The organism is Burkholderia torrens, assembly GCF_984668525.1.
In genome coordinates, this window is the sequence record NZ_OZ480211.1 from 3118458 (window position 1) to 3141665 (window position 23208).

At 67.5% G+C, this 23208-nt stretch carries 20 protein-coding genes; 12 read left to right on the plus strand and 8 right to left on the minus strand.

The window, feature by feature from the left end; all coding sequences use genetic code 11:
* Positions 1–119 precede the first annotated feature (119 nt).
* The 3 genes from AC5LXX_RS14455 to hisC all read left to right on the plus strand — a co-directional run bounded on the left by AC5LXX_RS14455 (position 120) and on the right by hisC (position 2608).
* Positions 120–725 (plus strand): 50S ribosomal protein L25/general stress protein Ctc, encoded by a 606-nt coding sequence (locus tag AC5LXX_RS14455; RefSeq protein ID WP_493409880.1) that lies wholly within the window; start codon positions 120–122, stop codon positions 723–725.
* Positions 726–845: 120 nt separating this feature from the next.
* Complete coding sequence (gene pth / locus AC5LXX_RS14460) at positions 846–1445, plus strand: aminoacyl-tRNA hydrolase (protein ID WP_021163050.1); 600 nt, start codon at positions 846–848, stop codon at positions 1443–1445.
* Between the two features lie 95 nt (positions 1446–1540).
* Positions 1541–2608, plus strand: a complete 1068-nt coding sequence (hisC, locus tag AC5LXX_RS14465; protein WP_493409881.1) for a histidinol-phosphate transaminase — start codon at positions 1541–1543, stop codon at positions 2606–2608.
* An 82-nt stretch (positions 2609–2690) separates the two neighbouring features.
* Here the strand turns inward: hisC and AC5LXX_RS14470 are convergent, their stop codons facing one another.
* The 3 genes from AC5LXX_RS14470 to rsmD form a co-directional block, all read right to left on the minus strand.
* Entirely contained in the window at positions 2691–2957 is a 267-nt protein-coding gene (locus AC5LXX_RS14470) for a YfhL family 4Fe-4S dicluster ferredoxin (RefSeq protein WP_006477774.1), read from the minus strand.
* Between the two features lie 59 nt (positions 2958–3016).
* On the minus strand, positions 3017–3514 hold the full coding sequence (gene coaD, locus AC5LXX_RS14475; protein WP_021163047.1) for a pantetheine-phosphate adenylyltransferase: 498 nt from the start codon (positions 3512–3514) through the stop codon (positions 3017–3019).
* A 111-nt stretch (positions 3515–3625) separates the two neighbouring features.
* Positions 3626–4240, minus strand: coding sequence for a 16S rRNA (guanine(966)-N(2))-methyltransferase RsmD (rsmD, locus tag AC5LXX_RS14480; RefSeq protein ID WP_493409882.1), 615 nt, complete (start codon positions 4238–4240; stop codon positions 3626–3628).
* Positions 4241–4457: 217 nt separating this feature from the next.
* On the opposite strand from rsmD, the gene ftsY reads away from it, so the two are divergent.
* Entirely contained in the window at positions 4458–5612 is a 1155-nt protein-coding gene (ftsY, locus tag AC5LXX_RS14485) for a signal recognition particle-docking protein FtsY (RefSeq protein ID WP_493409883.1), read from the plus strand.
* Between the two features lie 91 nt (positions 5613–5703).
* Here ftsY and maiA read toward each other — a convergent pair whose 3' ends face one another.
* Positions 5704–6348, minus strand: a complete 645-nt coding sequence (maiA, locus tag AC5LXX_RS14490) for a maleylacetoacetate isomerase (protein ID WP_124452079.1) — start codon at positions 6346–6348, stop codon at positions 5704–5706.
* 178 nt (positions 6349–6526) lie between these two features.
* On the opposite strand from maiA, the gene ybiB reads away from it, so the two are divergent.
* Positions 6527–7501 (plus strand): DNA-binding protein YbiB, encoded by a 975-nt coding sequence (gene ybiB / locus AC5LXX_RS14495; protein WP_493409884.1) that lies wholly within the window; start codon positions 6527–6529, stop codon positions 7499–7501.
* Positions 7502–7881: 380 nt separating this feature from the next.
* On the plus strand, positions 7882–9531 hold the full coding sequence (gene leuA / locus AC5LXX_RS14500; RefSeq protein ID WP_493409885.1) for a 2-isopropylmalate synthase: 1650 nt from the start codon (positions 7882–7884) through the stop codon (positions 9529–9531).
* A gap of 144 nt (positions 9532–9675) precedes the next feature.
* Here the strand turns inward: leuA and AC5LXX_RS14505 are convergent, their stop codons facing one another.
* Complete coding sequence (locus AC5LXX_RS14505; RefSeq protein ID WP_124452085.1) at positions 9676–10059, minus strand: nuclear transport factor 2 family protein; 384 nt, start codon at positions 10057–10059, stop codon at positions 9676–9678.
* Positions 10060–10104: 45 nt separating this feature from the next.
* Positions 10105–10674, minus strand: a complete 570-nt coding sequence (locus tag AC5LXX_RS14510) for an acyloxyacyl hydrolase (protein ID WP_124452087.1) — start codon at positions 10672–10674, stop codon at positions 10105–10107.
* A gap of 362 nt (positions 10675–11036) precedes the next feature.
* Between AC5LXX_RS14510 and rpoH the strand changes: the two genes are divergently transcribed.
* The 6 genes from rpoH (at position 11037) to AC5LXX_RS14540 (ending at position 18601) form a co-directional block, all read left to right on the plus strand.
* Complete coding sequence (rpoH, locus tag AC5LXX_RS14515) at positions 11037–11972, plus strand: RNA polymerase sigma factor RpoH (RefSeq protein ID WP_124452091.1); 936 nt, start codon at positions 11037–11039, stop codon at positions 11970–11972.
* 379 nt (positions 11973–12351) lie between these two features.
* Positions 12352–12633, plus strand: coding sequence for a cytochrome oxidase putative small subunit CydP (cydP, locus tag AC5LXX_RS14520; RefSeq protein ID WP_493409886.1), 282 nt, complete (start codon positions 12352–12354; stop codon positions 12631–12633).
* On the plus strand, positions 12623–14203 hold the full coding sequence (locus AC5LXX_RS14525; RefSeq protein ID WP_493409887.1) for a cytochrome ubiquinol oxidase subunit I: 1581 nt from the start codon (positions 12623–12625) through the stop codon (positions 14201–14203). Before cydP ends, AC5LXX_RS14525 begins: the two co-directional genes overlap by 11 nt.
* 31 nt (positions 14204–14234) lie before the next feature.
* Entirely contained in the window at positions 14235–15371 is a 1137-nt protein-coding gene (gene cydB / locus AC5LXX_RS14530) for a cytochrome d ubiquinol oxidase subunit II (protein ID WP_124452097.1), read from the plus strand.
* 57 nt (positions 15372–15428) lie between these two features.
* Positions 15429–15551 (plus strand): cytochrome bd-I oxidase subunit CydX, encoded by a 123-nt coding sequence (gene cydX, locus AC5LXX_RS14535; protein ID WP_493409888.1) that lies wholly within the window; start codon positions 15429–15431, stop codon positions 15549–15551.
* Between the two features lie 566 nt (positions 15552–16117).
* Positions 16118–18601 (plus strand): beta-N-acetylhexosaminidase, encoded by a 2484-nt coding sequence (locus AC5LXX_RS14540; RefSeq protein WP_493409889.1) that lies wholly within the window; start codon positions 16118–16120, stop codon positions 18599–18601.
* A 155-nt stretch (positions 18602–18756) separates the two neighbouring features.
* Here the strand turns inward: AC5LXX_RS14540 and nagE are convergent, their stop codons facing one another.
* Positions 18757–20526, minus strand: a complete 1770-nt coding sequence (gene nagE / locus AC5LXX_RS14545; protein WP_124452101.1) for an N-acetylglucosamine-specific PTS transporter subunit IIBC — start codon at positions 20524–20526, stop codon at positions 18757–18759.
* Between the two features lie 87 nt (positions 20527–20613).
* Positions 20614–23196: a phosphoenolpyruvate--protein phosphotransferase gene (gene ptsP / locus AC5LXX_RS14550; RefSeq protein ID WP_493409890.1), complete on the minus strand. Its 2583-nt coding sequence runs from the start codon at positions 23194–23196 to the stop codon at positions 20614–20616.
* Positions 23197–23208: the final 12 nt, after the last annotated feature.

Consider the following 23208-nt stretch of genomic DNA (forward strand, 5'->3'; position numbering starts at 1 on the left):
CAACGCTTCGCTTTTTGCACAATCGGACGGGATAGACGAAACCCCGGCCGTTTCATCAGGGGCCGCCGTTTGACGGCCCCGTTTTACTGCCTGGTCGCGGGCAGCTATTGGAGAATCATATGAAAGTCGTCGCTTTCGAGCGCCAAGAGCAAGGTACGGGTGCGAGCCGCCGCCTGCGCAACGCTGGTAAGACCACGGGTATCGTTTACGGTGGCGAAGCAGCCCCGCAAAAGATCGAACTCGATCACAACGCCCTGTGGCACGCCCTGAAGAAGGAAGCTTTCCACTCGTCGATCCTCGACCTCGAAGTGGCTGGCCAGTCGCAACAGGTCCTGCTGCGCGACGTGCAATACCACCCGTTCAAGCAACTGGTGCTGCACGTGGACTTCCAGCGCGTTGACGCGAAGAAGAAGCTGCACACGAAGGCTCCGCTGCACTTCCTGAACGCGGAAATCAGCCCGGCCGTGAAGCTGTCGAGCGCGATTGTTTCGCACGTCGCGACGGAAATCGAAATCGAGTGCCTGCCGGCTGACCTGCCGGAGTTCCTCGAAGTCGACCTGTCGAAGATCGAAGCCGGTCAATCGCTGCATGCGAAGGACATCACGCTGCCGAAGGGCGTCGTGCTGGTCGCGCACGTCGACGCGGAAAACCCGGTTGTCGCATCGGCGACGATCCCGGCTGGTGCCGTGTCGGACGCAGCTGAAGGCGAAACGCCGGCTGCCTAAGCGGCTGCCTGCTCGCCCCATCGATCCGTTTCACGAAACGGTCGACGCAACCCGCCGCGGCTTGCCCGGCGGGTTTTTCTTTTTCTGCGCCCAGGCGGCCGCTGCCGCCTTCGAAACGTCATGATCAAACTGATCGTCGGCCTCGGCAATCCCGGGGCGGAATACACCGCGACGCGCCACAACGCCGGCTTCTGGCTGATCGACCAGCTCGCCCGCGAAGCCGGCGCGACGCTGCGCGACGAACGCCGCTTCCACGGCTTCTACGCGAAAGCGCGCCTGCACGGCGAGGAAGTCCATCTGCTCGAGCCGCAGACCTACATGAACCGCTCCGGCCAGTCGGTCGTCGCGCTCGCGCAATTCTTCAAGATCCTGCCCGACCAGATCCTCGTCGCGCACGATGAACTCGACCTGCCGCCCGGCACCGTGAAGCTGAAGCTCGGCGGCGGCAGCGGCGGCCACAACGGCCTGAAGGACATCACCGCGCACCTGTCGTCGCAGCAGTACTGGCGGCTGCGGATCGGCATCGGCCATCCGCGCGACCTGATTCCGGAAAGCGCGCGCGCCGGCGCGAAGCCCGACGTCGCGAACTTCGTGCTGAAACCGCCGCGCCGCGAGGAGCAGGACGTGATCGACGCGTCGATCGAACGCGCGCTCGCCGTGATGCCGATGGTCGTCAAGGGCGAACTCGACCGGGCTACGATGCAGCTGCATCGCAACTGATCTGGGCTCGCACCGGCCCGGTGCATCGGGCCGTCCGCCCCACCACGACGCGCACATGCGGTAATCTCGACGTTTTGCCCGACAGGAGCCAAGCGGTGAGCCGTTACTGGAGCGACGTCGTTCAGCAACTCGTGCCTTACGTGCCGGGCGAGCAGCCCGCGCTCGCGCACCCCGTCAAGCTGAACACCAACGAGAATCCCTATCCGCCGTCGCCGCGCGTCGTCGCGGCGATCGCACGCGAACTCGGCACGACCGGCGACACGCTGCGCCGCTATCCGGACCCGGTCGCGCGCGCCCTGCGCGAGACGGTCGCGGCCCATCATCGCATCGAGCCAGAGCAGGTGTTCGTCGGCAACGGCTCCGACGAGGTGCTCGCGCACACGTTCCAGGCGCTACTGAAGCACGACCGGCCGCTGCGCTTCCCGGACATCACGTACAGCTTTTATCCGACCTACGCGCGCCTGTACGGCGTCGAGACCACGATCGTGCCGCTCGCGGACGACTTCTCGATCCGCGTCGAAGACTATCTCGACGACGCCGGCGGCGTGCTGTTTCCGAACCCGAATGCGCCGACCGGGCGCGCGCTGCCGCTCGCGGACGTCGAGCGGATCGCGGCCGCGAATCCGTCATCGGTCGTCGTGATCGACGAGGCGTATGTCGACTTCGGCGCGCAGTCGGCGATTACGCTGATCGACCGTCATCCGAACCTGCTCGTCGTGCACACGACGTCGAAGGCGCGCTCGCTCGCGGGCATGCGCGTCGGCTTCGCGTTCGGCGATGCGGCGCTGATCGACGCGCTGAACCGCGTGAAGGACAGCTTCAACTCCTATCCGCTCGACCGGCTCGCGCAGGTCGCCGCGCAGGCCGCGTATGAAGACACCGACTATTTCGACGCGACCTGCCGGCGCGTGGTCGACAGCCGGACGCGGCTCACGCACGCGCTCGACGCGCTCGGCTTCGACATCGTGCCGTCGGCCGCGAATTTCGTGTTCGCGCGTCATCCCGCGCACGATGCGGGCACGATCGCGGCGAAGCTGAAGGAACGGGAAATTTTCGTGCGGCACTTCCGGCTGCCGCGGATCGACCAGCACCTGCGCATCACGGTCGGCACCGATGCCGAATGCGATGCGCTCGTCGCGGCACTGCGCGAGCTGCTGGCCTGACACGGAAGAACCGGCGCCGGACGGCGCCGATCTGAAAGCGGAACGCGCGCTCGCCAGTCAACGGGCGCGCGTCACCGCCGGATCACGACGCGTCGTCGCCTTTCACGGCGATCAGCGCGTGATACTTCTCCATCAATTGCGCGTGCGATTCGTCATGCTGCGGATCGCGCGGAATGCATTCGACCGGACACACCTGCTGGCACTGCGGTTCGTCGAAATGGCCGACGCACTCGGTGCACTTGTTCGGGTCGATCACGTAGATGTCCGGGCCCATCGAAATCGCACCGTTCGGGCACTCGGGCTCGCACACGTCGCAATTGATGCACTCGTCGGTAATCATCAAAGCCATACTGATCTCACTTCTTCAGGCCAACGGCCGGCTTCACGACGAAACCGGCCGGCGCCGCATTACGCGGCAGGGCCTCCCATCGCCGTCACTTTCTCGGTCAGCCACTTTTCGACGGACGGGAACACGAACTTGCTGACATCGCCGCCCAACTGCGCGATTTCGCGCACGATCGTGCCCGAGATGAACTGGTACTGATCGGACGGCGTCATGAACATCGTCTCGACATCGGGCAGCAGGTAGCGGTTCATCCCCGCCATCTGGAACTCATATTCGAAATCCGACACGGCGCGCAGGCCGCGCACGATCACCCGCGCGTTGTTGGTCCGGACGAAATCCTTCAGGAGGCCAGTGAAACTCATCACCTTCACGTTCGGATAATGGCCGAGCACCTCGTTCGCAATCGTCAGACGTTCTTCGAGCGAGAAGAACGGCTTTTTCGCGCGGCTGTCGGCGACGCCCACAACCAGCGTATCAAAAATGCTCGACGCACGCCGCACGAGGTCTTCGTGCCCGCGCGTCAGCGGATCGAACGTACCGGGATACACGGCGACTACCATGTCGCTCCTCCTGTCATCACGCAAACGGGATGGCAGCCGCGCGATGCGCACGCCACTGCCGAGATGGGCATGCGTCGCCTTTGCGGCGCGCCGCCTCGTATGGAACGCGCATTATTCATCATTTTCGCGCCGCAGCAAATGATAGTGAACCGCCCCCGCCTTGCCGTGCTTCACCACCTGCCAGCCGGCGAGCGCGTCATGAGCGGCCGGGGCGAGTTCCGCCCCCGTTTCGACGTACAGCGCGCCGCCCGCCGCGACGAGCGGCGCCGCCAGCGCGATCGCGCGATCGAGCACGGCCGGTTCGCCGAACGGCGGATCGAGGAACACGACGTCGAACGCACCGGGCGTGAGCCCGGCCGCGAGCCGCAGCGCGTCGGCCTCGGCCACCTCGACCGAGCGCGCGCCGAGCTTGTCCTTGATCGCCCGCAGCTGCTGCGCGGCGCGCGGATGGCGCTCGACCATCACGACGCTCGCCGCGCCGCGCGATGCGGCCTCGAAGCCGAGCGCACCGGTGCCCGCGAACAGGTCGAGGCAGCGGCGGCCTTCGAGATCCTGGCCGAGCCAGTTGAACAGCGTCTCGCGCACGCGATCGGGCGTCGGCCGCAGGCCGTCGAGATCGAGCACCGCGAGCGGCGTGCGCTTCCAGTCGCCGCCGATGATGCGGATCGTGTGCGGCTTGCCGCGGGCAGGAGGGGCCGCCGGGCGGCCGGAAGAGGAACGGGACATACGGAATATCGACGACGGAGGGACCGGGCGCGCGCAGGGGCGCACCGCCAAACAGGCGCACGTTACCACAGCGGCGGCGCCCACTGACGCGGGCGCCACGCCGCACTGATAAAATGCACGGTTTCGGCCGCCGTGCGCCGCGCCCGCGCGAACGCACAACGGCCCGTCCAGCGCCCCGCTCTTCTCAGCGGGCCTGCCCTCTTCCCGACGTCAGACCATGTTCAGTTTCTTCAAACGATTCAAGAAATCGCAGGAGCCCGATCCGGCGGAATCGCAATCGGCCGACGCGCAGCAAGCGGACGAATCGTCCGACGCGCCCGCGCTCGAGGCCCCGCCCGCGGCCGACGTGCCGCAGGCGCCCGCACAACCGGCCGCACCGGCCGTCGTGATGACGGTCACGCCGACCAACGACGGCCGCGACGAAGTCGTCGAGACGGTCGAGATCGTCCCGCCACCGCTGCAGGATGCCTCCGCGAAGAAGTCGTGGCTCGCGCGCCTGAAAACGGGGCTCGCGAAGACGGGCTCGAGCATCACCGGCGTCTTCGTCAACACGAAGATCGACGAGGACCTGTACGAAGAGCTCGAAACCGCGCTGCTGATGTCCGACGCGGGCGTCGATGCGACCGAGTACCTGCTCGGCGCGCTGCGCGAAAAGGTGCGCACGGGCCGGCTGACCGACCCGCAGCAGGTGAAGGACGCCCTGCACGACCTGCTCGTCGAGCTGCTGGCGCCGCTCGAGAAATCGCTGATGCTCGGCCGCGCGCAGCCGCTCGTCATGATGATCACCGGCGTAAACGGCGCAGGCAAGACGACCAGCATCGGCAAGCTCGCGAAGCATCTGCAGAGCTTCGACCAGTCGGTGCTGCTGGCCGCGGGCGACACGTTCCGCGCGGCCGCACGCGAACAGCTCGCGGTCTGGGGCGAGCGCAACAACGTGACGGTCGTGCAGCAGGAAAGCGGCGATCCGGCCGCGGTGATCTTCGATGCCGTCAGCGCCGCGCGCGCGCGCAAGATCGACGTGATGATGGCCGACACGGCCGGCCGCCTGCCGACGCAGCTTCACCTGATGGAAGAGCTGAAGAAGGTGAAGCGCGTGATCTCGAAGGCGCACGACGGCGCGCCGCACGAAGTGCTGCTGGTGATCGACGCGAACACCGGCCAGAACGCGCTCACGCAGGTAAAGGCATTCGACGACGCGCTCGGCCTCACGGGCCTGATCGTCACGAAGCTCGACGGCACCGCGAAGGGCGGGATCCTCGCCGCGATCGCGCGGCAACGCCCGGTACCCGTCTACTTCATCGGCGTCGGCGAAAAGGTCGAGGACCTGCAGCCGTTCAGCGCGGTGGAATTCGCGGACGCGCTGCTCGGCTGAACCTCGCCGGCACGCATCGCACGGGGCGCCTTCGGGCGCCCTTTTTCATGCGCGCTCGCGCCCGCCCACGCTCGAAGCGGGCGCGCCGTGCTCATTCCGCGTCGGGCTGCACGCCGGGTTCAGCGGCCTTGAACGCGTCAAGCGTCGCGGCATGGTCGACGATCCGCTGGATCGTCGGAAAACGCGTGGTATCGATCGAGAAGCGGTTCGCGTTGAACACCTGCGGCACGAGGCACACGTCGGCGAGCGTCGGCGTGTCGCCGAAGCACAGCTTGCCGGTGCGCGGATCGCCCGCGAGACGCGTCTCGAGCGTCTCGAAGCCGGCCTCGATCCAGTGCCGGTACCACGCGTTCTTCGCGTCCTCGGGCACCTTCAGCGTGTGCTTCAGGTACTTCAGCACGCGCAGGTTGTTGAGCGGATGGATTTCGCACGCGATCTGCAGCGCAACCGCGCGCACGTACGCGCGGTCGACCGGCTGCTTCGGCAGCAGCGCGGGCTCGGGATGGGTTTCCTCGAGATATTCGATGATCGCGAGCGACTGCTGCAGCGTCGCGTCGTCGTCGATCAGCGTCGGCACGACCGCGTCCGGATTCAGCGCGCGGTACGCATCCTTCAATTGCTCGCCGCCGTCGCGCAGCATGTGCACGGGGACATAGTCGAACGGCAGCTGCTTCAGGTTCAGGGCAATCCGCACGCGGTACGACGCGGAACTGCGGAAATAGCTGTAGAGCTTCATGGGATGTCTCTCGTAGTCGTATTCGGCCGGCAACGGCACGGGCGCGGCGCAGCCGGCGCGCGCACCGCCGGGACCCAGAGTGTAGCGCGGCACGATGCGCGCCTGCGCCCGTGCGATACTCGGGCATTCCTCACCGCTCACCGCGCGGCCCGATGCCGGCCGCCCGCTCCACGTACCGATGACCGCTTCCCACGATCCCGCCACCGCTCCGTTCCCGTGCGCCCGCTTCATCAAGGAAATCGGCCGCGGCCCGAACGGCGCGCGCGCGCTGTCCGCCGAGGACACGTTCGAGCTCTATCGCGCGATGCTCGACGCGCGCGTGTCGGACGTCGAACTCGGCGCGATCCTGATCGCCTACCGGCTGAAGGGCGAATCCGCCGACGAGCTGGCCGCGATGCTCGCCGCCGCGCAGGCCTCGTTCGAGCCCGTGCACGTGCAGGACGCCGCGTTCCGCCCGGTCGCGATCCCGAGCTACAACGGTGCGCGCAAGCAGCCGAACCTCGTGCCGCTGCTCGCGCTGCTGCTCGCGCGCGAAGGCGTGCCGGTGCTCGTTCACGGCGTGGCGCGCGACCCGGGCCGCGTGACGAGCGCGGAAATTTTCTCGGCGTTGTCGCTCGCGCCGTCGACGTCGCACGATGCGATCGAGGACATGCTCGCCGAGCGCCGCGTCGCGTTCGCGCCGGTCGAAGTCCTGGCACCGCGCATCGCACGTCTGCTGTCGATGCGCAGCGTGCTCGGCGTACGCAACTCGACGCACACGCTCGTGAAGATCCTGCAGCCGTTCGCGCCGGCGGGGCTGCGGCTCGTCAACTACACGCATCCGCCGTACCGCGACAGCCTCGCGCAACTGTTCCGCGATCATCCGGACGCCGCGCTCGGCGGCGCGCTGCTCGCACGCGGCACCGAGGGCGAAGCCGTCGCCGACACGCGGCGCCAGGTGCAGGTCGACTGGCTGCACGACGGCGTGTGCGACACGCTGATCGAGGCCGAACGTTCGTCGACCGACGCGCCGCCCGTCGCGCTGCCCGAATCGCGCGATGCGGCGACCACGGCCGCGTGGACGGACGCCGTGCTGCGCGGCGAGGTGCCGGTGCCGGACACAGTTGCGCGGCAGGTCACGACGATCGTGCAGATCGCCCGTATCGCGCGCTGACGGCACGGGCGGCGCCCCGCCCCTTTATCCCGACCATTTGACACAATGCCGCATCCTGGCATAGAGTGGTCGCCATGCGTTCCTTTCCGAACACCCTCCGAATTACCTCCGGCCGCCTAGCGCGGCCGCTATCGCTACGACTAGCCTAAGGCTGTCGTAGCGCCGTGTGCTGTCCGCACGGTCCCTCCCAGCAGTTCCTCGCAGTACCCCTCTCGTAGTTTTTACAACCGAAGTCGTCAGCATTCGTCCGTCTATCCGTCGGCCGATTCGCGAAGATCATCCGCATCCGCGGCGCCATTGCGCGCGGCGGTGCGAGGCAGCGCCAACCGTCGCCCATGCCGCCCGTCTTCGCTCGCGACTTGAGACCCGAGGTCCAGAAGATGCAGCGCAATCCGCAAGACAAGTACCGTCCGTTCGAGCCCGTCCGCCTCAATGGCCGCCGCTGGCCGTCCCGCACCATCGAGCGTGCGCCCGTGTGGATGAGCACCGACCTGCGCGACGGCAACCAGTCGCTGATCGAGCCGATGAGCATCGAGCAGAAGCTCGAGTTCTTCGAGATGCTGGTTGCGATCGGGTTCAAGGAGATCGAAGTCGGTTTTCCGTCGGCGTCGCAAACCGACTTCGATTTCGTCCGCAAGCTGATCGACGACAAGCGGATTCCCGACGACGTGACGATCGAGGTGCTCGTGCAGGCGCGCGAAGACCTGATCGCCCGCACGTTCGACGCGCTCGAAGGCGTGCCGCGCGCGATCGTGCACCTGTACAACGCGGTGTGCCCATCGTTCCGCCGCATCGTGTTCGGGATGTCGAAGAACGACGTGAAGGCGCTCGCGATCGACGGCACGCGCATCATCAAGGAACACGCGGTCGCGCGCCCCGACACGCAGTGGACCTTCCAGTACTCGCCGGAAACCTTCAGCATGACCGAGCTGACGTTCGCACGCGAGATCTGCGACGCGGTCGCGCAGACGTGGCGCCCGACCCGCGACCACAAGATGATCGTCAACCTGCCGGCCACCGTCGAAGCCGCGAGCCCGAACGTGTTCGCCGACCAGATCGAATGGATGGACCGCAACCTCGCGTATCGCGACAGCATCGTGCTGTCCGTGCATCCGCACAACGATCGCGGCACCGCGGTCGCGGCGGCCGAACTCGCGCTGCTCGCGGGCGCCGACCGCATCGAAGGCTGCCTGTTCGGCAACGGCGAGCGCACCGGCAACGTCGATCTCGTCACGCTCGCGCTGAACCTCTACACGCAGGGCATCGACCCGGGCCTCGACTTCTCCGACATCGACGCGGTGCGCCGCGTCGTCGAGCGCTGCAACCAGATTCCCGTGCATCCGCGCCACCCGTACGCGGGCGACCTCGTGTTCACCGCGTTCTCGGGCTCGCACCAGGACGCGATCCGCAAGGGCTTTGCGCAGCAGCGCCCCGACGCGGTCTGGGAAGTGCCGTACCTGCCGATCGACCCGGCCGACCTCGGCCGCAGCTACGACGCGGTGATCCGCGTGAACAGCCAGTCCGGCAAGGGCGGCGCGACGTTCCTGCTCGAACGCGGCATGGGCTTCACGCCGACGCGCCGCGTGCAGATCGAATTCAGTCACGCGGTGCAGACACTCGCCGACGCATCGGGCGAGGAAGTGACGGGCGACGCGATCTGCGCGCTGTTCGCACGCGAATTCTTCGAGACCGAAGGCCCGGCCGCACGCAACGGCAGCGGCGCCCGCTGGCAGAACCGCGAGATCGCGGCAGCGGCGCCCGCCGCCGATGCAACGCCCGAAGACACCGTGCGACGTTTCGCCGCGGCATTCGCGGCGGCCGCCGGCGCCGCGATCGACGTCGCGTCGTGCGAATCCGTGCGCACGACGGACGGACGGTTCGCGGTATCGGCCGGCTGCCGGGTCGGCGACGCGCCGCTGCGGCACGGCGTCGGCCTGCATGCCGATGCGGCGAGCGCCGCGCTCGACGCGGTCGTCAGCGCGATCAACCGTTCGGCCTGGCACTGCGCGGATCGGCGCGCGGCGGCCTGACGGCCCGGCATCGACTCAGGGTTCAGACGTCAGCGAGCGGGACGTGACCGCCCGTGCGCCGCGCGATCCGCGCCGCACGGGCCAGCAAAAAGCGGCCCAGAAGGCCGCTCGATCGGGGGACATGAAAAGGAGCGCGACGCGCGCTCATGTCTCGGTCGCGCACCGCGTCGCCTGCCACGCGAGCAGGCACCAGCGCCCCTGCTCCTCGGTATGGACGGACGTATAGGCAATCGGGAACACCAGGCCGCCGTTGTTCGTTTCCATCTCGATCAACGCGCGCCCGGTGACGACGCAGGTTTCGCCGCCGGCCGGCAGCACGTCCTGCGACTGGATCTCGATCTGGCGGTAGCGGCGGCGGCCGGCAACGATGGCATCGATGAACTGCTGCTTGGTTTCGCGTTTGCCGTTGGTGTGTACGAAGAACACCTTGTCCGACAGCAGCGCGTCGAGCGCCTCGCCGTCCCCGTCCACCATCGCCCGGAACCGATCGCGCTCGAGCGCGCGGATCGCATCGACCACCTTCGCCATCGCCTGACTCCTCGGCAACGCGCCCGCCGTGCGCGGGCGTGCGGATCAGAAGTTGTACTGCACGTAGAACTGGTGGAAATTTATACCAGGATTCGGCTCTTTGATACCCGCGTTAGACACATGTTCAAAACGGTAGCCGACCTGATACTGTTGCCGTTGGCCGAACTGCACGCCGACGCCCGCGGTCGGTGCGAACTGGAACGCGGTCGACAGCGAGAAATTGTTCGAAATCGTCGGATGAGTCAGGAGCCGGACACCACCGCCGGCCTCGATGAACGGGCGAACCTCCCCCGCGCTCCTGATGAAGCGGAACATCGGCGTCACGCCGAATTCGCCGATGCTGCTGTGGACGTTGCCGCCCGTGTGCCAGTAGCCGACGTGCCCTTCGACGACGAACGCGAAGTGCCAGCCGCCGACCTGCCACCAGTTCCAGCCCGGATCCCACACGACACCGAGATCGCCCTTGTCGATCCCGCGACGATCCGAAAACCCGCCACCCGCCTGGATTCCCCATCGATCCGCGAACGCCGCGCCCGATCCGCCCAGAAGTGACGCCGCCAGCAACGCATGCAGCGCCAGCCGGCTGCGGGGTCGGCGATTCTTCTTGTTGTTCATTCTGACACTCCAACTTTTTGGGTTGAATGGAGCCGGCCGCGACGGCCTGGCCCGAGCGAACTGAATGGTATGGTAAAGGACTTTTCGGATCGGCATCACGAAGCGAAATGGCTTCCTTCCAAAACGACAAAAATCGAAATCGTCTACCGATTACCATCAGAAACAACGGCTTACGGAACTTCGCGCCGCACCTCGTGTCGCAGATTAGACTATCGGCTCGACTTCTTTGATAGAAAAAACGGGAACTCGGATGCCCACGCCCGCTCTAAGGAATTAGCACTCGTCTTGCGGGAGTGCTAAGATGGCCCACGGAATCTCATTCGAGACCGGGGGTTTGTCCCTGATTCCAAAGGAGTTTTTTAGTGAGCAACGCCCTGACCCTCCCGAATACCCTGAGCCCGGCGCCGGCCAAGGCCGAATCGGCAGGCTCGCTGGCGCTCGCAGCCCAATCGATGTTGCCCGGCCAGCTCGGCAACATCGACGCGTATATCCAGGCCGTCAACCGCATCCCGCTGCTGACCGCCGAAGAGGAACGCCAGTACGCAACCGAATTCCGCGAAGACAACAACCTCGACTCGGCGCGCCGCCTCGTGCTGTCGCACCTGCGTCTGGTCGTGTCGATCGCGCGCAACTATCTCGGCTACGGCCTGCCGCACGGCGACCTGATCCAGGAAGGCAACATCGGCCTGATGAAGGCGGTGAAGCGCTTCGACCCGGCGCAAAACGTGCGCCTGGTGTCGTACGCGATCCACTGGATCAAGGCCGAGATCCACGAGTACATCCTGCGCAACTGGCGCATGGTGAAGGTCGCGACGACGAAGGCGCAGCGCAAGCTGTTCTTCAACCTGCGCAGCCACAAGAAGTCCATGCAGGCGATGACGCCCGAGGAAATCGACGGTCTCGCGCAGGAGCTCAACGTCAAGCGCGAAGAAGTGACCGAGATGGAAACGCGCCTGTCGGGCGGCGACATCGCGCTCGAGGGCCAAGTGGAAGACGGCGAGGAGTCGTACGCGCCGATCGCCTACCTGGCCGACTCGCATAACGAGCCGACCGCCGTGCTCGCCGCACGTCAGCGCGACATGCTGCAGACGGACGGCATCGCGCAGGCGCTCGAGGCACTCGACGCGCGCAGCCGCCGCATCATCGAGGCGCGCTGGCTGCACGTCGACGACGACGGCTCGGGCGGCTCGACGCTGCACGATCTCGCGGCCGAATTCGGCGTATCGGCGGAACGCATCCGCCAGATCGAAGCGAGCGCGATGAAAAAGATGCGCACTGCCCTCGCCGAATACGCGTAAATCCCCGGCGATTCAGAGTGCCTCATCGAAAACCGCTGCCCCTCCGGCAGCGGTTTTTTTTCGCCCGTCTTTTCGCGTGTTTTCACACGCTTCCGCACGCGTTTCTCCGCCTGCTTTTCCGCCCGTTTCTCCGCCGATTAATTGACCTGATTCATCAGGTATATGGTCGTTTCCGGGCCCCTTCCGCATAAGCTTGATCTGCCTCAACTTTTGCCCCGCGTTTCGCGACGGTCTGCCGCAGTGCAGCACTCGGCTTCGGAAAGCCGTCCTTTTAAAATTGGCATGTCAGGCGCAAAAGGATTAAAACAGCTTCACGGCCGTCATAAATCCGACGTAAAGTCGCCCCAAATCCGACGTAAATCGATTCAGGATAATCGCCTTGATCTCGATCAATAAAAGGCCTGCGCCGCCGCCGTCCCCGCGACCGCCCGGCACGATCGGCTGGCGCGCGCGCATCGCCGCGTGGGCACGCGGCCCGACCCTCGCCCGCGACATCACCCTGGTACTGATCGTCAAGCTGATCCTCCTGATGTCGCTCAAATACGCATTCTTCAATCATCCGCAGGCCGAGCACATGTCGCTTCCGCCTGCCGCCGTGGCCGAGAAGCTGCTCTCGGTACCGGCGCCTGCATCTACCGAGGGAGACCACCATGATAAGTAGTGAAGTCGTCGATCTGTCACGTCTGCAGTTCGGCATCACGGCGCTCTACCACTTCCTGTTCGTGCCGTTGACGCTCGGCCTGTCCTGGCTGCTCGTCATTATGGAAGCCGTCTACGTGATGACCGGCAAACAGGTCTACAAGGACATGACCCAGTTCTGGGGCAAGCTGTTCGGGATCAACTTCGCGATGGGCGTGACGACCGGCATCACGCTCGAATTCCAGTTCGGCACGAACTGGTCGTACTACTCGCACTATGTCGGCGACATCTTCGGCGTACCGCTCGCGGTCGAAGGCCTGATGGCGTTCTTCCTCGAATCGACGTTCGTCGGCCTGTTCTTCTTCGGCTGGAACCGCCTGTCGAAGGTCAAGCACCTGATGGTCACGTTCCTCGTCGCGCTGGGCTCGAACCTGTCCGCGCTGTGGATCCTGGTCGCCAACGGCTGGATGAACAACCCGGTCGGCGCCGAGTTCAACTACCAGACGATGCGCATGGAGATGACGAGCCTGTTCGACGTGCTGTTCAACCCCGTCGCGCAGGTGAAGTTCGTGCACACGGTGTCGGCCGGCTACGTGTCGGCGGCGATGTTCGTGCTCGGCGTGTCGTCGTGGTACCTGCTGAAGAAGCGCGACGTCGACTTCGCGCTGCGCTCGTTCGCGGTCGCGGCCGGCTTCGGCCTCGCGGCGACGCTGTGCGTGATCGTGCTCGGCGACGAATCGGGTTATACGACCGGCGAAGTGCAGAAGATGAAGCTCGCCGCGATCGAATCCGAATGGGAAACGCAGCCGGCGCCCGCCTCGTTCACGCTGATCGGGATTCCGAACCAGGAAGAACAGCGCACCGACTATGCGATCAAGATCCCGTACGCGCTCGGCCTGATCGCGACGCGCTCGATCGACGAACCGGTGGTCGGCCTGCGCGAGCTCGCGAAGCACAGCGAGGAGCACATCCAGAGCGGGATGGTCGCGTACGGCGCGCTGCAGAAGATCAAGCAGGGCGACACGAGCGACGCGACCCGCGCGCTGTTCGACCAGCACAAGCAGTATCTCGGCTACGGGCTGATGCTCAAGCAGTTCACGCCGAACGTGGTCGATGCGACACCCGAGCAGATCAAGGCCGCCGCGAAGAAGACGATCCCGCCGGTCGCGCCCGTGTTCTTCTCGTTCCGGATCATGGTGGCCCTCGGCTTCCTGTTCGTCGCGACGTTCATTGCCGCGTTCTGGTTCTGCGCACGCCGCGAACTGCTGCAGGACAACCGCCGCTGGTTCCTGCGCTATGCGGTGTGGGCGATCCCGCTGCCGTGGATCGCGATCGAATTCGGCTGGATCGTCGCCGAGCTCGGCCGCCAGCCATGGACGATCGCCGGCGTGCTGCCGACGCACCTGTCCGCGTCGAGCCTGCAGCCGTCCGACCTGTACCTGAGTCTCGCGGGCTTCATCCTGTTCTACACCGCCCTGTTCGTCATCGAGATCAAGCTGATGTTCAAGTACGCGCGCCTCGGCCCGTCGTCGCTGCATACCGGCCGCTATCACCACGAACTCGCAGCCGCCAGCGAGCGCGCCCCGGCGTGAGCACGCACCTGAAACCGAACAAGGAATCGCTATGGACTATGCAACTCTCAAGCTGATCTGGTGGCTGCTCGTCGGCGTGCTGCTGATCGGCTTCGCCGTCACCGACGGCTTCGACATGGGCGCGACCGCGCTGCTGCCGTTCCTCGGCAAGACCGACGACGAGCGCCGCATCATCGTCAACACCGTCGGCGCGACGTGGGAAGGCAACCAGGTGTGGCTGATCACGGCCGGCGGCGCGATGTTCGCCGCCTGGCCGCTCGTCTACGCGGCGTCGTTCTCCGGCTTCTACTTCGCGATGCTGCTCGTGCTGTTCGCGCTGTTCTTCCGGCCGGTGGGCTTCGACTACCGCAGCAAGCGGCCGGACCCGCGCTGGCGCGCCGGCTGGGACTGGGGCCTGTTCGTCGGCGGCTTCGTGCCGGCGCTCGTGTTCGGCGTCGCGTTCGGCAACCTGCTGCAGGGCGTGCCGTTCAAGTTCGACAGCGACCTGCGCGTGACCTACTACGGCGGCTTCTGGGCGCTGCTGAACCCGTTCGCGCTGCTGTGCGGGCTCGTCAGCCTCACGATGCTCGTCGCGCACGGCGCCGCGTTCATCAAGATGAAGACCGACGGCGTGATCGCGCGCCGTGCGTCGATCGCGCTGCGCGTGGCGTCGTTCCTCGCGGTCGTGCTGTTCGCGCTGGCCGGCGTGCTGATCGCATCGTATGTCGGCGGCTTCCACATCACGCACGCCGCGCCGAACGACACCGTCGCGAACCCGCTGCTCAAGGACGTCGCCGCCGGCTCGGGCCTGTGGCTCGCGAACTACGGCGAATTCCCGTGGATGATCGCGGCGCCCGTCGTCGGCATCGCGGGCGGCCTGCTCGCGATGCTGCTCGCAGGCTCGAAGCAGGAGAAGACGGCCTTCTTCTGCACGGGGCTGATGATCGCCGGCGTGATCCTGACCGCGGGCTTCTCGATGTTCCCGTTCATCATGCCGTCGTCGCTCGACCCGCGCAGCAGCCTGACCGTGTGGGATTCGACGTCGAGCCACATGACGCTGCAGGTGATGCTGTTCGCGGTGATCGTGTTCCTGCCGATCGTGCTGCTCTACACGAGCTGGGTGTATCGCGTGATGCGCGGCAAGGTCACGCGCCAGACGCTCGAGGAAAACAAGCACTCGATGTATTGAAGAACCGGGCCGGGGCGCGCCCGCGCCCTCGCCCACCGTTTCGCAAGGAGTCGGACCATGTGGTATTTCAGCTGGATTCTCGGTATCGGCGTCGCGCTGTCGTTCGGCATCGTCAACGCGATGTGGCTCGAAGCGCGGCAGAAGGCCCAGGAAGCGCCCACGCGCGCACGCCGCGACTGATGCCCGCCTGACGCGTGCGGCCGAGCGCGCCGCCGCCGTCCGGAATGAACCTCGCCTCGTGCGAGGTTTTTTTTCGTCCGTCCCGTCCGGACAGGCGCGTCACGTCGATGCCAATTTAGCGCCAGATTGATACCACTTGAATACCAATAAAAGGTTTCATAAGATCGTTGGACACGGCCGCCGACAGGCCGATTCCTTCTGGTGGGGGAGACATGCGAATCCCGTGTGTGGCGCGCGCCTGCGCGCCGTGTCGACGTCCGCGCGCCGCGGCGTCTGCCGTCGCGCTCATGCGCGGCCGGCCGCGTGCCGTCTGTTGCGGCTGCAGTTGCCTCCACACCGCGGCGATTGCCGCGCACCGACGATGATCATGCGCACACCACCCCGCCGATCCAATCGGCACGCGTGTCCGCCTCCCGTTCCGTAACGCACGCCTTTGCGTGCAGCGTGCGCGCGGTGCGGCCGTATCGCCCCGCGTGCCGGTATCTCCCGCAGCGCCACTGAAAGACCCGATCGCAGCGACGTCGCCCCACGACGCCGCTACGCCCCCTTTTTTGTGAGGAGTTCGAATGAAGCACACCTTGCCATCCCTCATTGCCGGCCTGCTGATCGCGGTGCTGCCGCCCGCTGCGATCTCCGCGCAGCCGGCATCGCCCCCCGCCACCGCAACCGCCGGCACCGCGCAGTCGGGCGCATCGGCGGCCAGCCTCGCGACGCTGCTGTCAAACGGCCTCGCGTTGCGCGTGGCCGTCGACAACAACCATGCGGCCACGGCCGGCGTGCCGTGCGCCGATCTCGGCGCCGACGGCGCGGCCTGCGCGACGGGCCGCCTGATCCTGCAGAACCGCGGCCACCAGGCAATCGCCGACGGCGGCTGGAAGCTCTACCTGCACAGCATCCGCCGGCTGCTGCGGATCGACCGCCCGGGCTTCGCGCTGCGGCGGCTCACCGGCGACCTGTACGAACTGACGCCGCAGCCGGGCTCGGTGCGGCTCGCGCCCGGCGAGCGCATCGAGCTGCCGTTCGTCGCCGAATACTGGCTGCTGCGTTACAGCGACGTGATTCCGCGCCCGTATGTCGTCGTCGACGGCGCGCCGCCGGCCGTGCTCCGCTACAACGACACCGACGACGAGCTGCGCTACGTCGAATCGCTGCCGGCCGACGCGCAGAACAACTCGACCGGCAATGCGCCGCCCGTCGCCGCTCGGCCCGACGCGAGCCGCGCGCTGCCGAGCGTGAAGCGCGAACAGCCGCTGCCCGGCACGCTCGACCTGCGCGGCGTCGAACTCGCGCTGCCGGACCTGCCGGACGCGCAGGTCGCGGCGCTGCGCGACCGCGCGACGACCCTCGGGCTCGACGGCGCGCGCGTGCCGGTGCGCGGCTTCGTCGCGCCGCGCCGGCTGCCGGCCGACATCGCGACGCCGGGCGGCTACCGGCTCGCGATCGGGCCGCGCGGCGTGCTGATCGAAGGCTACGACCGCGCGGGCCTCTACTACGGCGTGCAGACGCTCTACTCGCTCGCACCGGCCGGCGGCGGCCCGATTCCGGCGATGCTCGTCGAGGATGCGCCGCGCTTCACGCATCGCGGGATGCACGTCGACCTCGCGCGCAACTTCAAGCATCCGGCGACGCTGCGCCGCCTGATCGACCAGATGAGCGCATACAAGCTCAACCGCCTGCACCTGCACCTGTCCGACGACGAAGGCTGGCGCATCGAGATTCCCGGCCTGCCCGAGCTGACCGAGATCGGCGCTCGCCGCTGCCACGACCCGAGCGAGACGCGCTGCCTGCTGCCGCAGCTCGGCTCGGGGCCGGACAACCGTTCGGGCGGCGGCTACCTGACGCGTGACGACTATGTCGCGCTCGTGCGCTACGCGGCCGCGCACTTCGTGCAGGTCATTCCCGAGATCGACATGCCCGCGCATGCGCGGGCGGCCGTCGTGACGATGGAGGCGCGCTACCGGCGGCTGCATGCGGCCGGCCGCGAGCAGGAAGCGAACGCGTACCGGCTGCTCGATCCGCAGGACACGACGAACCTGACGACGGTGCAGTTCTACGACCGGCGCAGCGATCTGAACCCGTGCGTGTCGGGCGCGCTCAATTTCGCGTCGAAGGTGATCCGCGAGATCGCGGCGATGCATGCGGACGCGCAGGCGCCGCTGCACACCTGGCACTACGGCGGCGACGAAGCGAAGAACATCTTCCTCGGCGGCGGCTTCCAGCCGCTGAACGGCACCGACCCGAACAAGGGGCGCATCGACCTCGCCGCGCAGGACAAGCCGTGGGCGCGTTCGCCCGCGTGCACGGCGCTGCTCCAGCGCGGCGAGATCAAGTCGATCGACGAGCTGCCGACGCGCTTCGCGAAACAGGTGAGCGCGGCCGTCAACGCGAACGGGATCGACACGATGGCCGCGTGGCAGGACGGCATCAAGCATGCGAACGGGCCGCAGGACTTCAGCACGCGCCACGTGATGGTGTCGCTGTGGGACACGATCTTCTGGGGCGCATCGGACAGCGCGCGCGACCTGAGCGGCAAGGGCTACCTGACGGTGCTTGCGTTGCCCGACTACCTGTACTTCGACTTCCCGTACACGCTCAACCCGCGCGAGCGCGGCTACTACTGGGGCTCGCACGCGACGGACGAGTACAAGGTGTTCTCGCTCGCGCCGGAGAACCTGCCGCAGAACGCCGAGGTGATGGGCGACCGTGACGGCAATCCGTTCGAGGTGACCGGCACGGGCCCCGCGCCGCGTATCGAAGGCATGCAGGGCCAGGCATGGGGCGAGGTGATGCGCAACGACACCTTCCTCGAATACATGACCTATCCGCGGCTGCTCGCACTCGCCGAGCGCGCGTGGCACCGGGCCGACTGGGAGCTGCCGTATGCGGCCGGCGTGCGCTTCAAGCGCGGCGACACGCATCACGTCGACACGGCCGCGCTGCAGCGCGACTGGGCCGGCTTCGCGACGCTGCTCACGCAACGCGAATTGCCGAAGCTGGAGCGCGCCGGGGTCGGCTACCGGAAGCCGACCTTCACGCTGACGAATCCGTGATCGGTTGAACGCATCGGATGAGGCGCGATGCGGGCGAACGCGGCGCGCCATCGCCCGCGCCAAAGAAAAACGGCTTGCGAGACGTACGTCGCAAGCCGTTTTCGTTTTACCGCCCGGCCGGACCCGCCACGCGGATCGGGCCGGTTTTCATCGCATCAGGCCGGTTGCGCGGCTGCGCCACCGCTCGACGGCGGCAGGCGCGCGCCGAGCTGTTCGGCATAGCGTGCGGCCGCGTTGCCGCAGACGATGTGGAACGTGTCGAGCGACACCCATGCGACGTCGAGCGCGGCGAGGCGATCGCGATCGACCGCCGACGGATCGCGCACGACGACGCGCAGGCGCGTGGTCGCCACCGCGTCGAGCGATGCGACGTTGGTCGCGCCGCCGAACACCGCGAGCCAGCGCGCCGGTTCCGGATCGAGCGGGCCGGCGGCCGCGCCCGTGACGGGCTGCGCGGCGGCGGCCGTCGCGGTCGACGCGACACCGGTCGCGCCGCTGCCGATCGCGGCACGCATCTCGTCGGCGATGATGTCCGCTTCCGGCCCGATGATCACCTGCACGCTGTTGCCGCCGCGCTTGAGCACGCCGCGCGCGCCGATCGACTTCAGTTCCGGCTCGGAGACCTTCTCCGGATCGACGACGGTCAGGCGCAGGCGCGTCGTGCAGGCGTCGACGACCGACAGGTTGGCCGCACCGCCGAGTGCCGCGATGTAGCGTTGCGCGCGCGGTGCGGCGGCCGTCGCAGCGGCGCCGGCAGCCGGCGCGACGAAGCCGCCCGATGCATACGATTCAGCGGCCGCATCGGCCGATGCCGGCTCGCGGCCCGGCGTCGCCATGTTGAACTTGCGGATGAAGAAGCGGAACAGCCCGTAGTACGCGACGCCGTACGCGATGCCGAGCGGAATCGCGATCCAGCCCTTCGTCGACAGCCCGTAGTTCAGCACGTAGTCGATCGCGCCGGCCGAGAACGTGAAGCCGAGCTTCACGCCGAGGATCTGGCAGATCGCGAGCGACAGCCCCGTCAGCACCGCGTGGATCACGTACAGCACCGGCGCGAGGAACATGAAGCTGAATTCGATCGGCTCGGTCACGCCGGTCAGGAACGACGTCAGCGCCATCGAGAACAGCAGGCCGCCGACCATCGCGCGGCGTTCCTTCGGCGCCTCGTGCAGCATCGCGAGACACGCGGCCGGCAGGCCGAACATCATGATCGGGAAGAAGCCGGCCATGAAGGTGCCCGCGGTCGGGTCGCCCGCGAAGAAGCGGTGCAGGTCGCCGTGCACGATCTCGCCGCCGGCCGGCGGCGTGAAGTTGCCGAACACGAACCACGCGAGCGAGTTGATGATGTGGTGCAGGCCCGTGACGAGCAGCAGGCGGTTCAGGAAGCCGAACACGAACGCACCGATCGCGCCCGCCGTCGTCAGCCACTGGCCGGCCGCGTCGATCACATGCTGGACCGGCTGCCACACGTACCCGAACACGATGCCGAGTACCACGCACACCAGCCCCGTGATGATCGGCACGAACCGCTTGCCGCCGAAGAACGCGAGGTAGTCCGGCAGCTTGATGTCCTTGTAGCGGTTGTACAGCAGGCCCGCGACGACACCCGCGATGATCCCGGACAGCACGCCCATGTTCAGCTTGGGATCGATGTCCTTCATGATCGCGGTTTCGATCAGGTAGCCAATCGCGCCCGCGAGCGCCGCCACGCCGTTGTTGTCCTTCGCGAAACCGACCGCCACGCCGATCGCGAACAGCAGCGGCAGGTTGTCGAAGATCGCGCCGCCGGCGTCGGCGATCATCTTGATGTTGAACACGTCCGGCTGGCCGAGTCGCAGCAGGATGCCGGCGACCGGCAGTACCGCGATCGGCAGCATCAGTGCCCGGCCCAGGCCCTGTATTTTCAGAAACGGATTCCCGTTCATTCAGTCCTCCAATCCTTGTCTCGTCGTTGATCGTCGTTGAGCTGATGGCTTTCGTCGTAATACGGGTCGCGAACCTGCCGCCGACGTTCAGTCGAGCGGCCAGACCTCGCGACTTGCTGCCCTTACCGCCTGTGCCGAATCGAGCGCGAGCAGGTCCTGCGCGCGCTGACGGCACAACTGGTAATCGAGACGGCGCACACGCGCCTTGATGCCCGGCACCGATACGGGGTCGACCGACAGTTCGGTCACGCCGAGGCCCACCAGGATCGGCACCGCGAGCGGATCGCCGCCGAGCGCGCCGCACACGCCGACCCACTTGCCGTGCTTCGCGGCGCCGCGCACCGCGATGTCGACCAGGCGCAGCACGGCCGGATGCAGGCCGTCGGATTGCGCGGCCAGGTCGGCCTGGCAGCGGTCCATCGCGAGCGTGTACTGCGTCAGGTCGTTTGTGCCGATCGACAGGAAATCCGCGTGCTGCGCGAGCTGGTCGGCCAGCAGCGCGGCCGACGGCACCTCGATCATCACGCCGACCTCGATCGGCTCGGTGCGGCCCTGTGCACGCGCGAATTCGTCGATACGCTTGCGCAGCCGCACGAGCTCGCCCGCATCGGTGACCATCGGCAGCAGGATGCGCACCGCGCCGAACGGCTTCACCGCGAGCAGGCCCTGCAGCTGGTCGTCGAGCAGATCGGGGCGCACCTGCGCGAGGCGGATGCCGCGCAGGCCGAGCGCCGGGTTCGGTTCGGGCGGCAGCGTCAGGTAGTCGACTTCCTTGTCCGCGCCGACGTCGAGCGTGCGGATGATCGCGGTGCGGCCCTGCAGCGCGTCGACGATCGACTGGTAGCTCTGCTGGTGTTCGACGGCCGTCGGCGCGGCCTGGCGATGGATGAACATCAGCTCGGTACGCAGCAGGCCGACCGCATCGGCGCCATTGTCGACCGCGGTGTTCGCGTCGTCGAGCGTCGCGATGTTCGCGGCGACCTCGATCGCGCGGCCGTCGACCGTCTCTGCTGCAACACCGGCCAGTTGCCGGTTCGCCTCGCGCACGCCGTCCAGGCGCTGGCGCTCGTGCCGCGCGCGTTCGACGTCGAGTGCGGTCGGTGCGTGTTCGAGCCGGCCCGCGCTCGCATCGACGACGACCTGCGTGCCGTCCGGAATCGCATACAGCGCATCGCCGACCGCGACCAGTGCCGGAATGCCGAGCTGCCGCGCGATGATCGCCGCGTGCGACGTCGCGCCGCCGCGCGCCATCACGAGCGCGGTCACGCGCTGGCGATCGAGCGACGAAAGGTCGGACGGCGTGAATTCCTCGGCCGCGAGCACGGCCTCGTCGGGCAGCGCACGCGCGGCGCCGTTCGTGTGGCCGAGCGCGCGCAGCACACGCTTCTCGATGTCGCGCAGGTCGGCCGCGCGTTCGGCGAGCAGCGCGTCGTCGAGCTTCGACAGCGTGTCGATCTGCGTGCGGATCGTCGCGCGCCATGCGAAGCCCGCGCTCTTGCCGAGGCTGATCAGGTCGCGCGCCGCGTCGATCAGCGTCGGATCCTCGAGCAGCACGCGATGCACCGCGAAGATGCCCGCTTCGCCGACCGCGCCGCGCGCCGATGCGTTGCGCACCGTTTCGTCGAGTTCGGCATCGACCGCCTTCAGCGCCTGGTCGAGCTGGCGGCTTTCGGCGGCCGGTGTGCCGGCCGCCTGCTCGGGCGGCACGATTTCCGCATGGTCGAGACGCACCAGCGTGCCGACCGCGATGCCGGGCGCCGCGCACACGCCGGCGAGCGTGTTCGGATCGATGGGGGCGCCGGTGTTGCGTGCGATCGTCTGCGGCACGGGCGACGACATCCGCGCCGGCCGCTCCTCGACTTCGCCGTGCGCTTCGCGCAGCAGCTCGTGCTCGACCGCCTCGACGGCCTGTTGCGCGTGCGCGCCGCGGCCGACCAGTTCGACCGTCGCGCCTTCGCCAGCGCCCAGGCCGAGCAGGCCGACGACGCTCGCGATCGACGCCTTGCGGCCGTCGAACAGCACGTCGACGGTCGCGTCGAACCCGCGCACGGCTTCACGCGCACGCGCGGCCGGCCGCGCATGCAGGCCGCCCGGCTGCGCGAGCACGATCTCGCGACGCACTTCGTTCATGGCCGCCGCGCCGGTTTGCGCCGCCTGCGCAGCGGCTGCGCCCTTGCCGCGCAGCGCGAGCAGCGGCGTCTCGCCGGCCGTCGCGAAACCGCTCGCGCGATCGACGACCTCGAACGCATCGGAGTTCGCGATCGCGACCACCGACACGAGCGAATGCGCATTGCGCGCCACCGCGTCCTGGTCGAACTCGATCAGCAACGCGCCGGCTTCGACGCGTGCGCCGGCCTCGACGTGCGCGATGAAGCCCTGCCCGTTCAGCTCGACGGTATCGATGCCGATGTGCAGCAGCACTTCCGCGCCTTGCGGCGTCGTGATCGTCACCGCGTGGCCCGTGCGCGCGAGATGCGACACGACGCCCGCGCACGGCGCGACGAGTTTGCCCGCGAGCGGGTCGATGCCGATGCCGTCGCCGAACATCCCGCCGGAGAACACCGGATCGGGCACGTCGGCCAGCGCGACGATCGGCCCCGTCATGGGGCTAAGCAGGACGATCTGATCGTGGGTAGGGCTCTTCAACTGGGACTCCTCGGCGCGTCTCATCGGCTGTCTCGG

Excerpts from the sequence above, each read along its gene's own strand:
- AC5LXX_RS14455 (WP_493409880.1), top strand. The coding sequence starts at position 120 with ATGAAAGTCGTCGCTTTCGAGCGCCAAGAGCAAGGTACGGGTGCGAGC.
- pth (WP_021163050.1), top strand. The coding sequence starts at position 846 with ATGATCAAACTGATCGTCGGCCTCGGCAATCCCGGGGCGGAATACACC.
- AC5LXX_RS14470 (WP_006477774.1), bottom strand. The coding sequence starts at position 2,957 with ATGGCTTTGATGATTACCGACGAGTGCATCAATTGCGACGTGTGCGAG.
- coaD (WP_021163047.1), bottom strand. The coding sequence starts at position 3,514 with ATGGTAGTCGCCGTGTATCCCGGTACGTTCGATCCGCTGACGCGCGGG.
- rsmD (WP_493409882.1), bottom strand. The coding sequence starts at position 4,240 with ATGTCCCGTTCCTCTTCCGGCCGCCCGGCGGCCCCTCCTGCCCGCGGC.
- ftsY (WP_493409883.1), top strand. The coding sequence starts at position 4,458 with ATGTTCAGTTTCTTCAAACGATTCAAGAAATCGCAGGAGCCCGATCCG.
- maiA (WP_124452079.1), bottom strand. The coding sequence starts at position 6,348 with ATGAAGCTCTACAGCTATTTCCGCAGTTCCGCGTCGTACCGCGTGCGG.
- ybiB (WP_493409884.1), top strand. The coding sequence starts at position 6,527 with ATGACCGCTTCCCACGATCCCGCCACCGCTCCGTTCCCGTGCGCCCGC.
- leuA (WP_493409885.1), top strand. The coding sequence starts at position 7,882 with ATGCAGCGCAATCCGCAAGACAAGTACCGTCCGTTCGAGCCCGTCCGC.
- AC5LXX_RS14505 (WP_124452085.1), bottom strand. The coding sequence starts at position 10,059 with ATGGCGAAGGTGGTCGATGCGATCCGCGCGCTCGAGCGCGATCGGTTC.
- AC5LXX_RS14510 (WP_124452087.1), bottom strand. The coding sequence starts at position 10,674 with ATGAACAACAAGAAGAATCGCCGACCCCGCAGCCGGCTGGCGCTGCAT.
- AC5LXX_RS14525 (WP_493409887.1), top strand. The coding sequence starts at position 12,623 with ATGATAAGTAGTGAAGTCGTCGATCTGTCACGTCTGCAGTTCGGCATC.
- cydB (WP_124452097.1), top strand. The coding sequence starts at position 14,235 with ATGGACTATGCAACTCTCAAGCTGATCTGGTGGCTGCTCGTCGGCGTG.
- cydX (WP_493409888.1), top strand. The coding sequence starts at position 15,429 with ATGTGGTATTTCAGCTGGATTCTCGGTATCGGCGTCGCGCTGTCGTTC.
- AC5LXX_RS14540 (WP_493409889.1), top strand. The coding sequence starts at position 16,118 with ATGAAGCACACCTTGCCATCCCTCATTGCCGGCCTGCTGATCGCGGTG.
- nagE (WP_124452101.1), bottom strand. The coding sequence starts at position 20,526 with ATGAACGGGAATCCGTTTCTGAAAATACAGGGCCTGGGCCGGGCACTG.
- ptsP (WP_493409890.1), bottom strand. The coding sequence starts at position 23,196 with ATGAGACGCGCCGAGGAGTCCCAGTTGAAGAGCCCTACCCACGATCAG.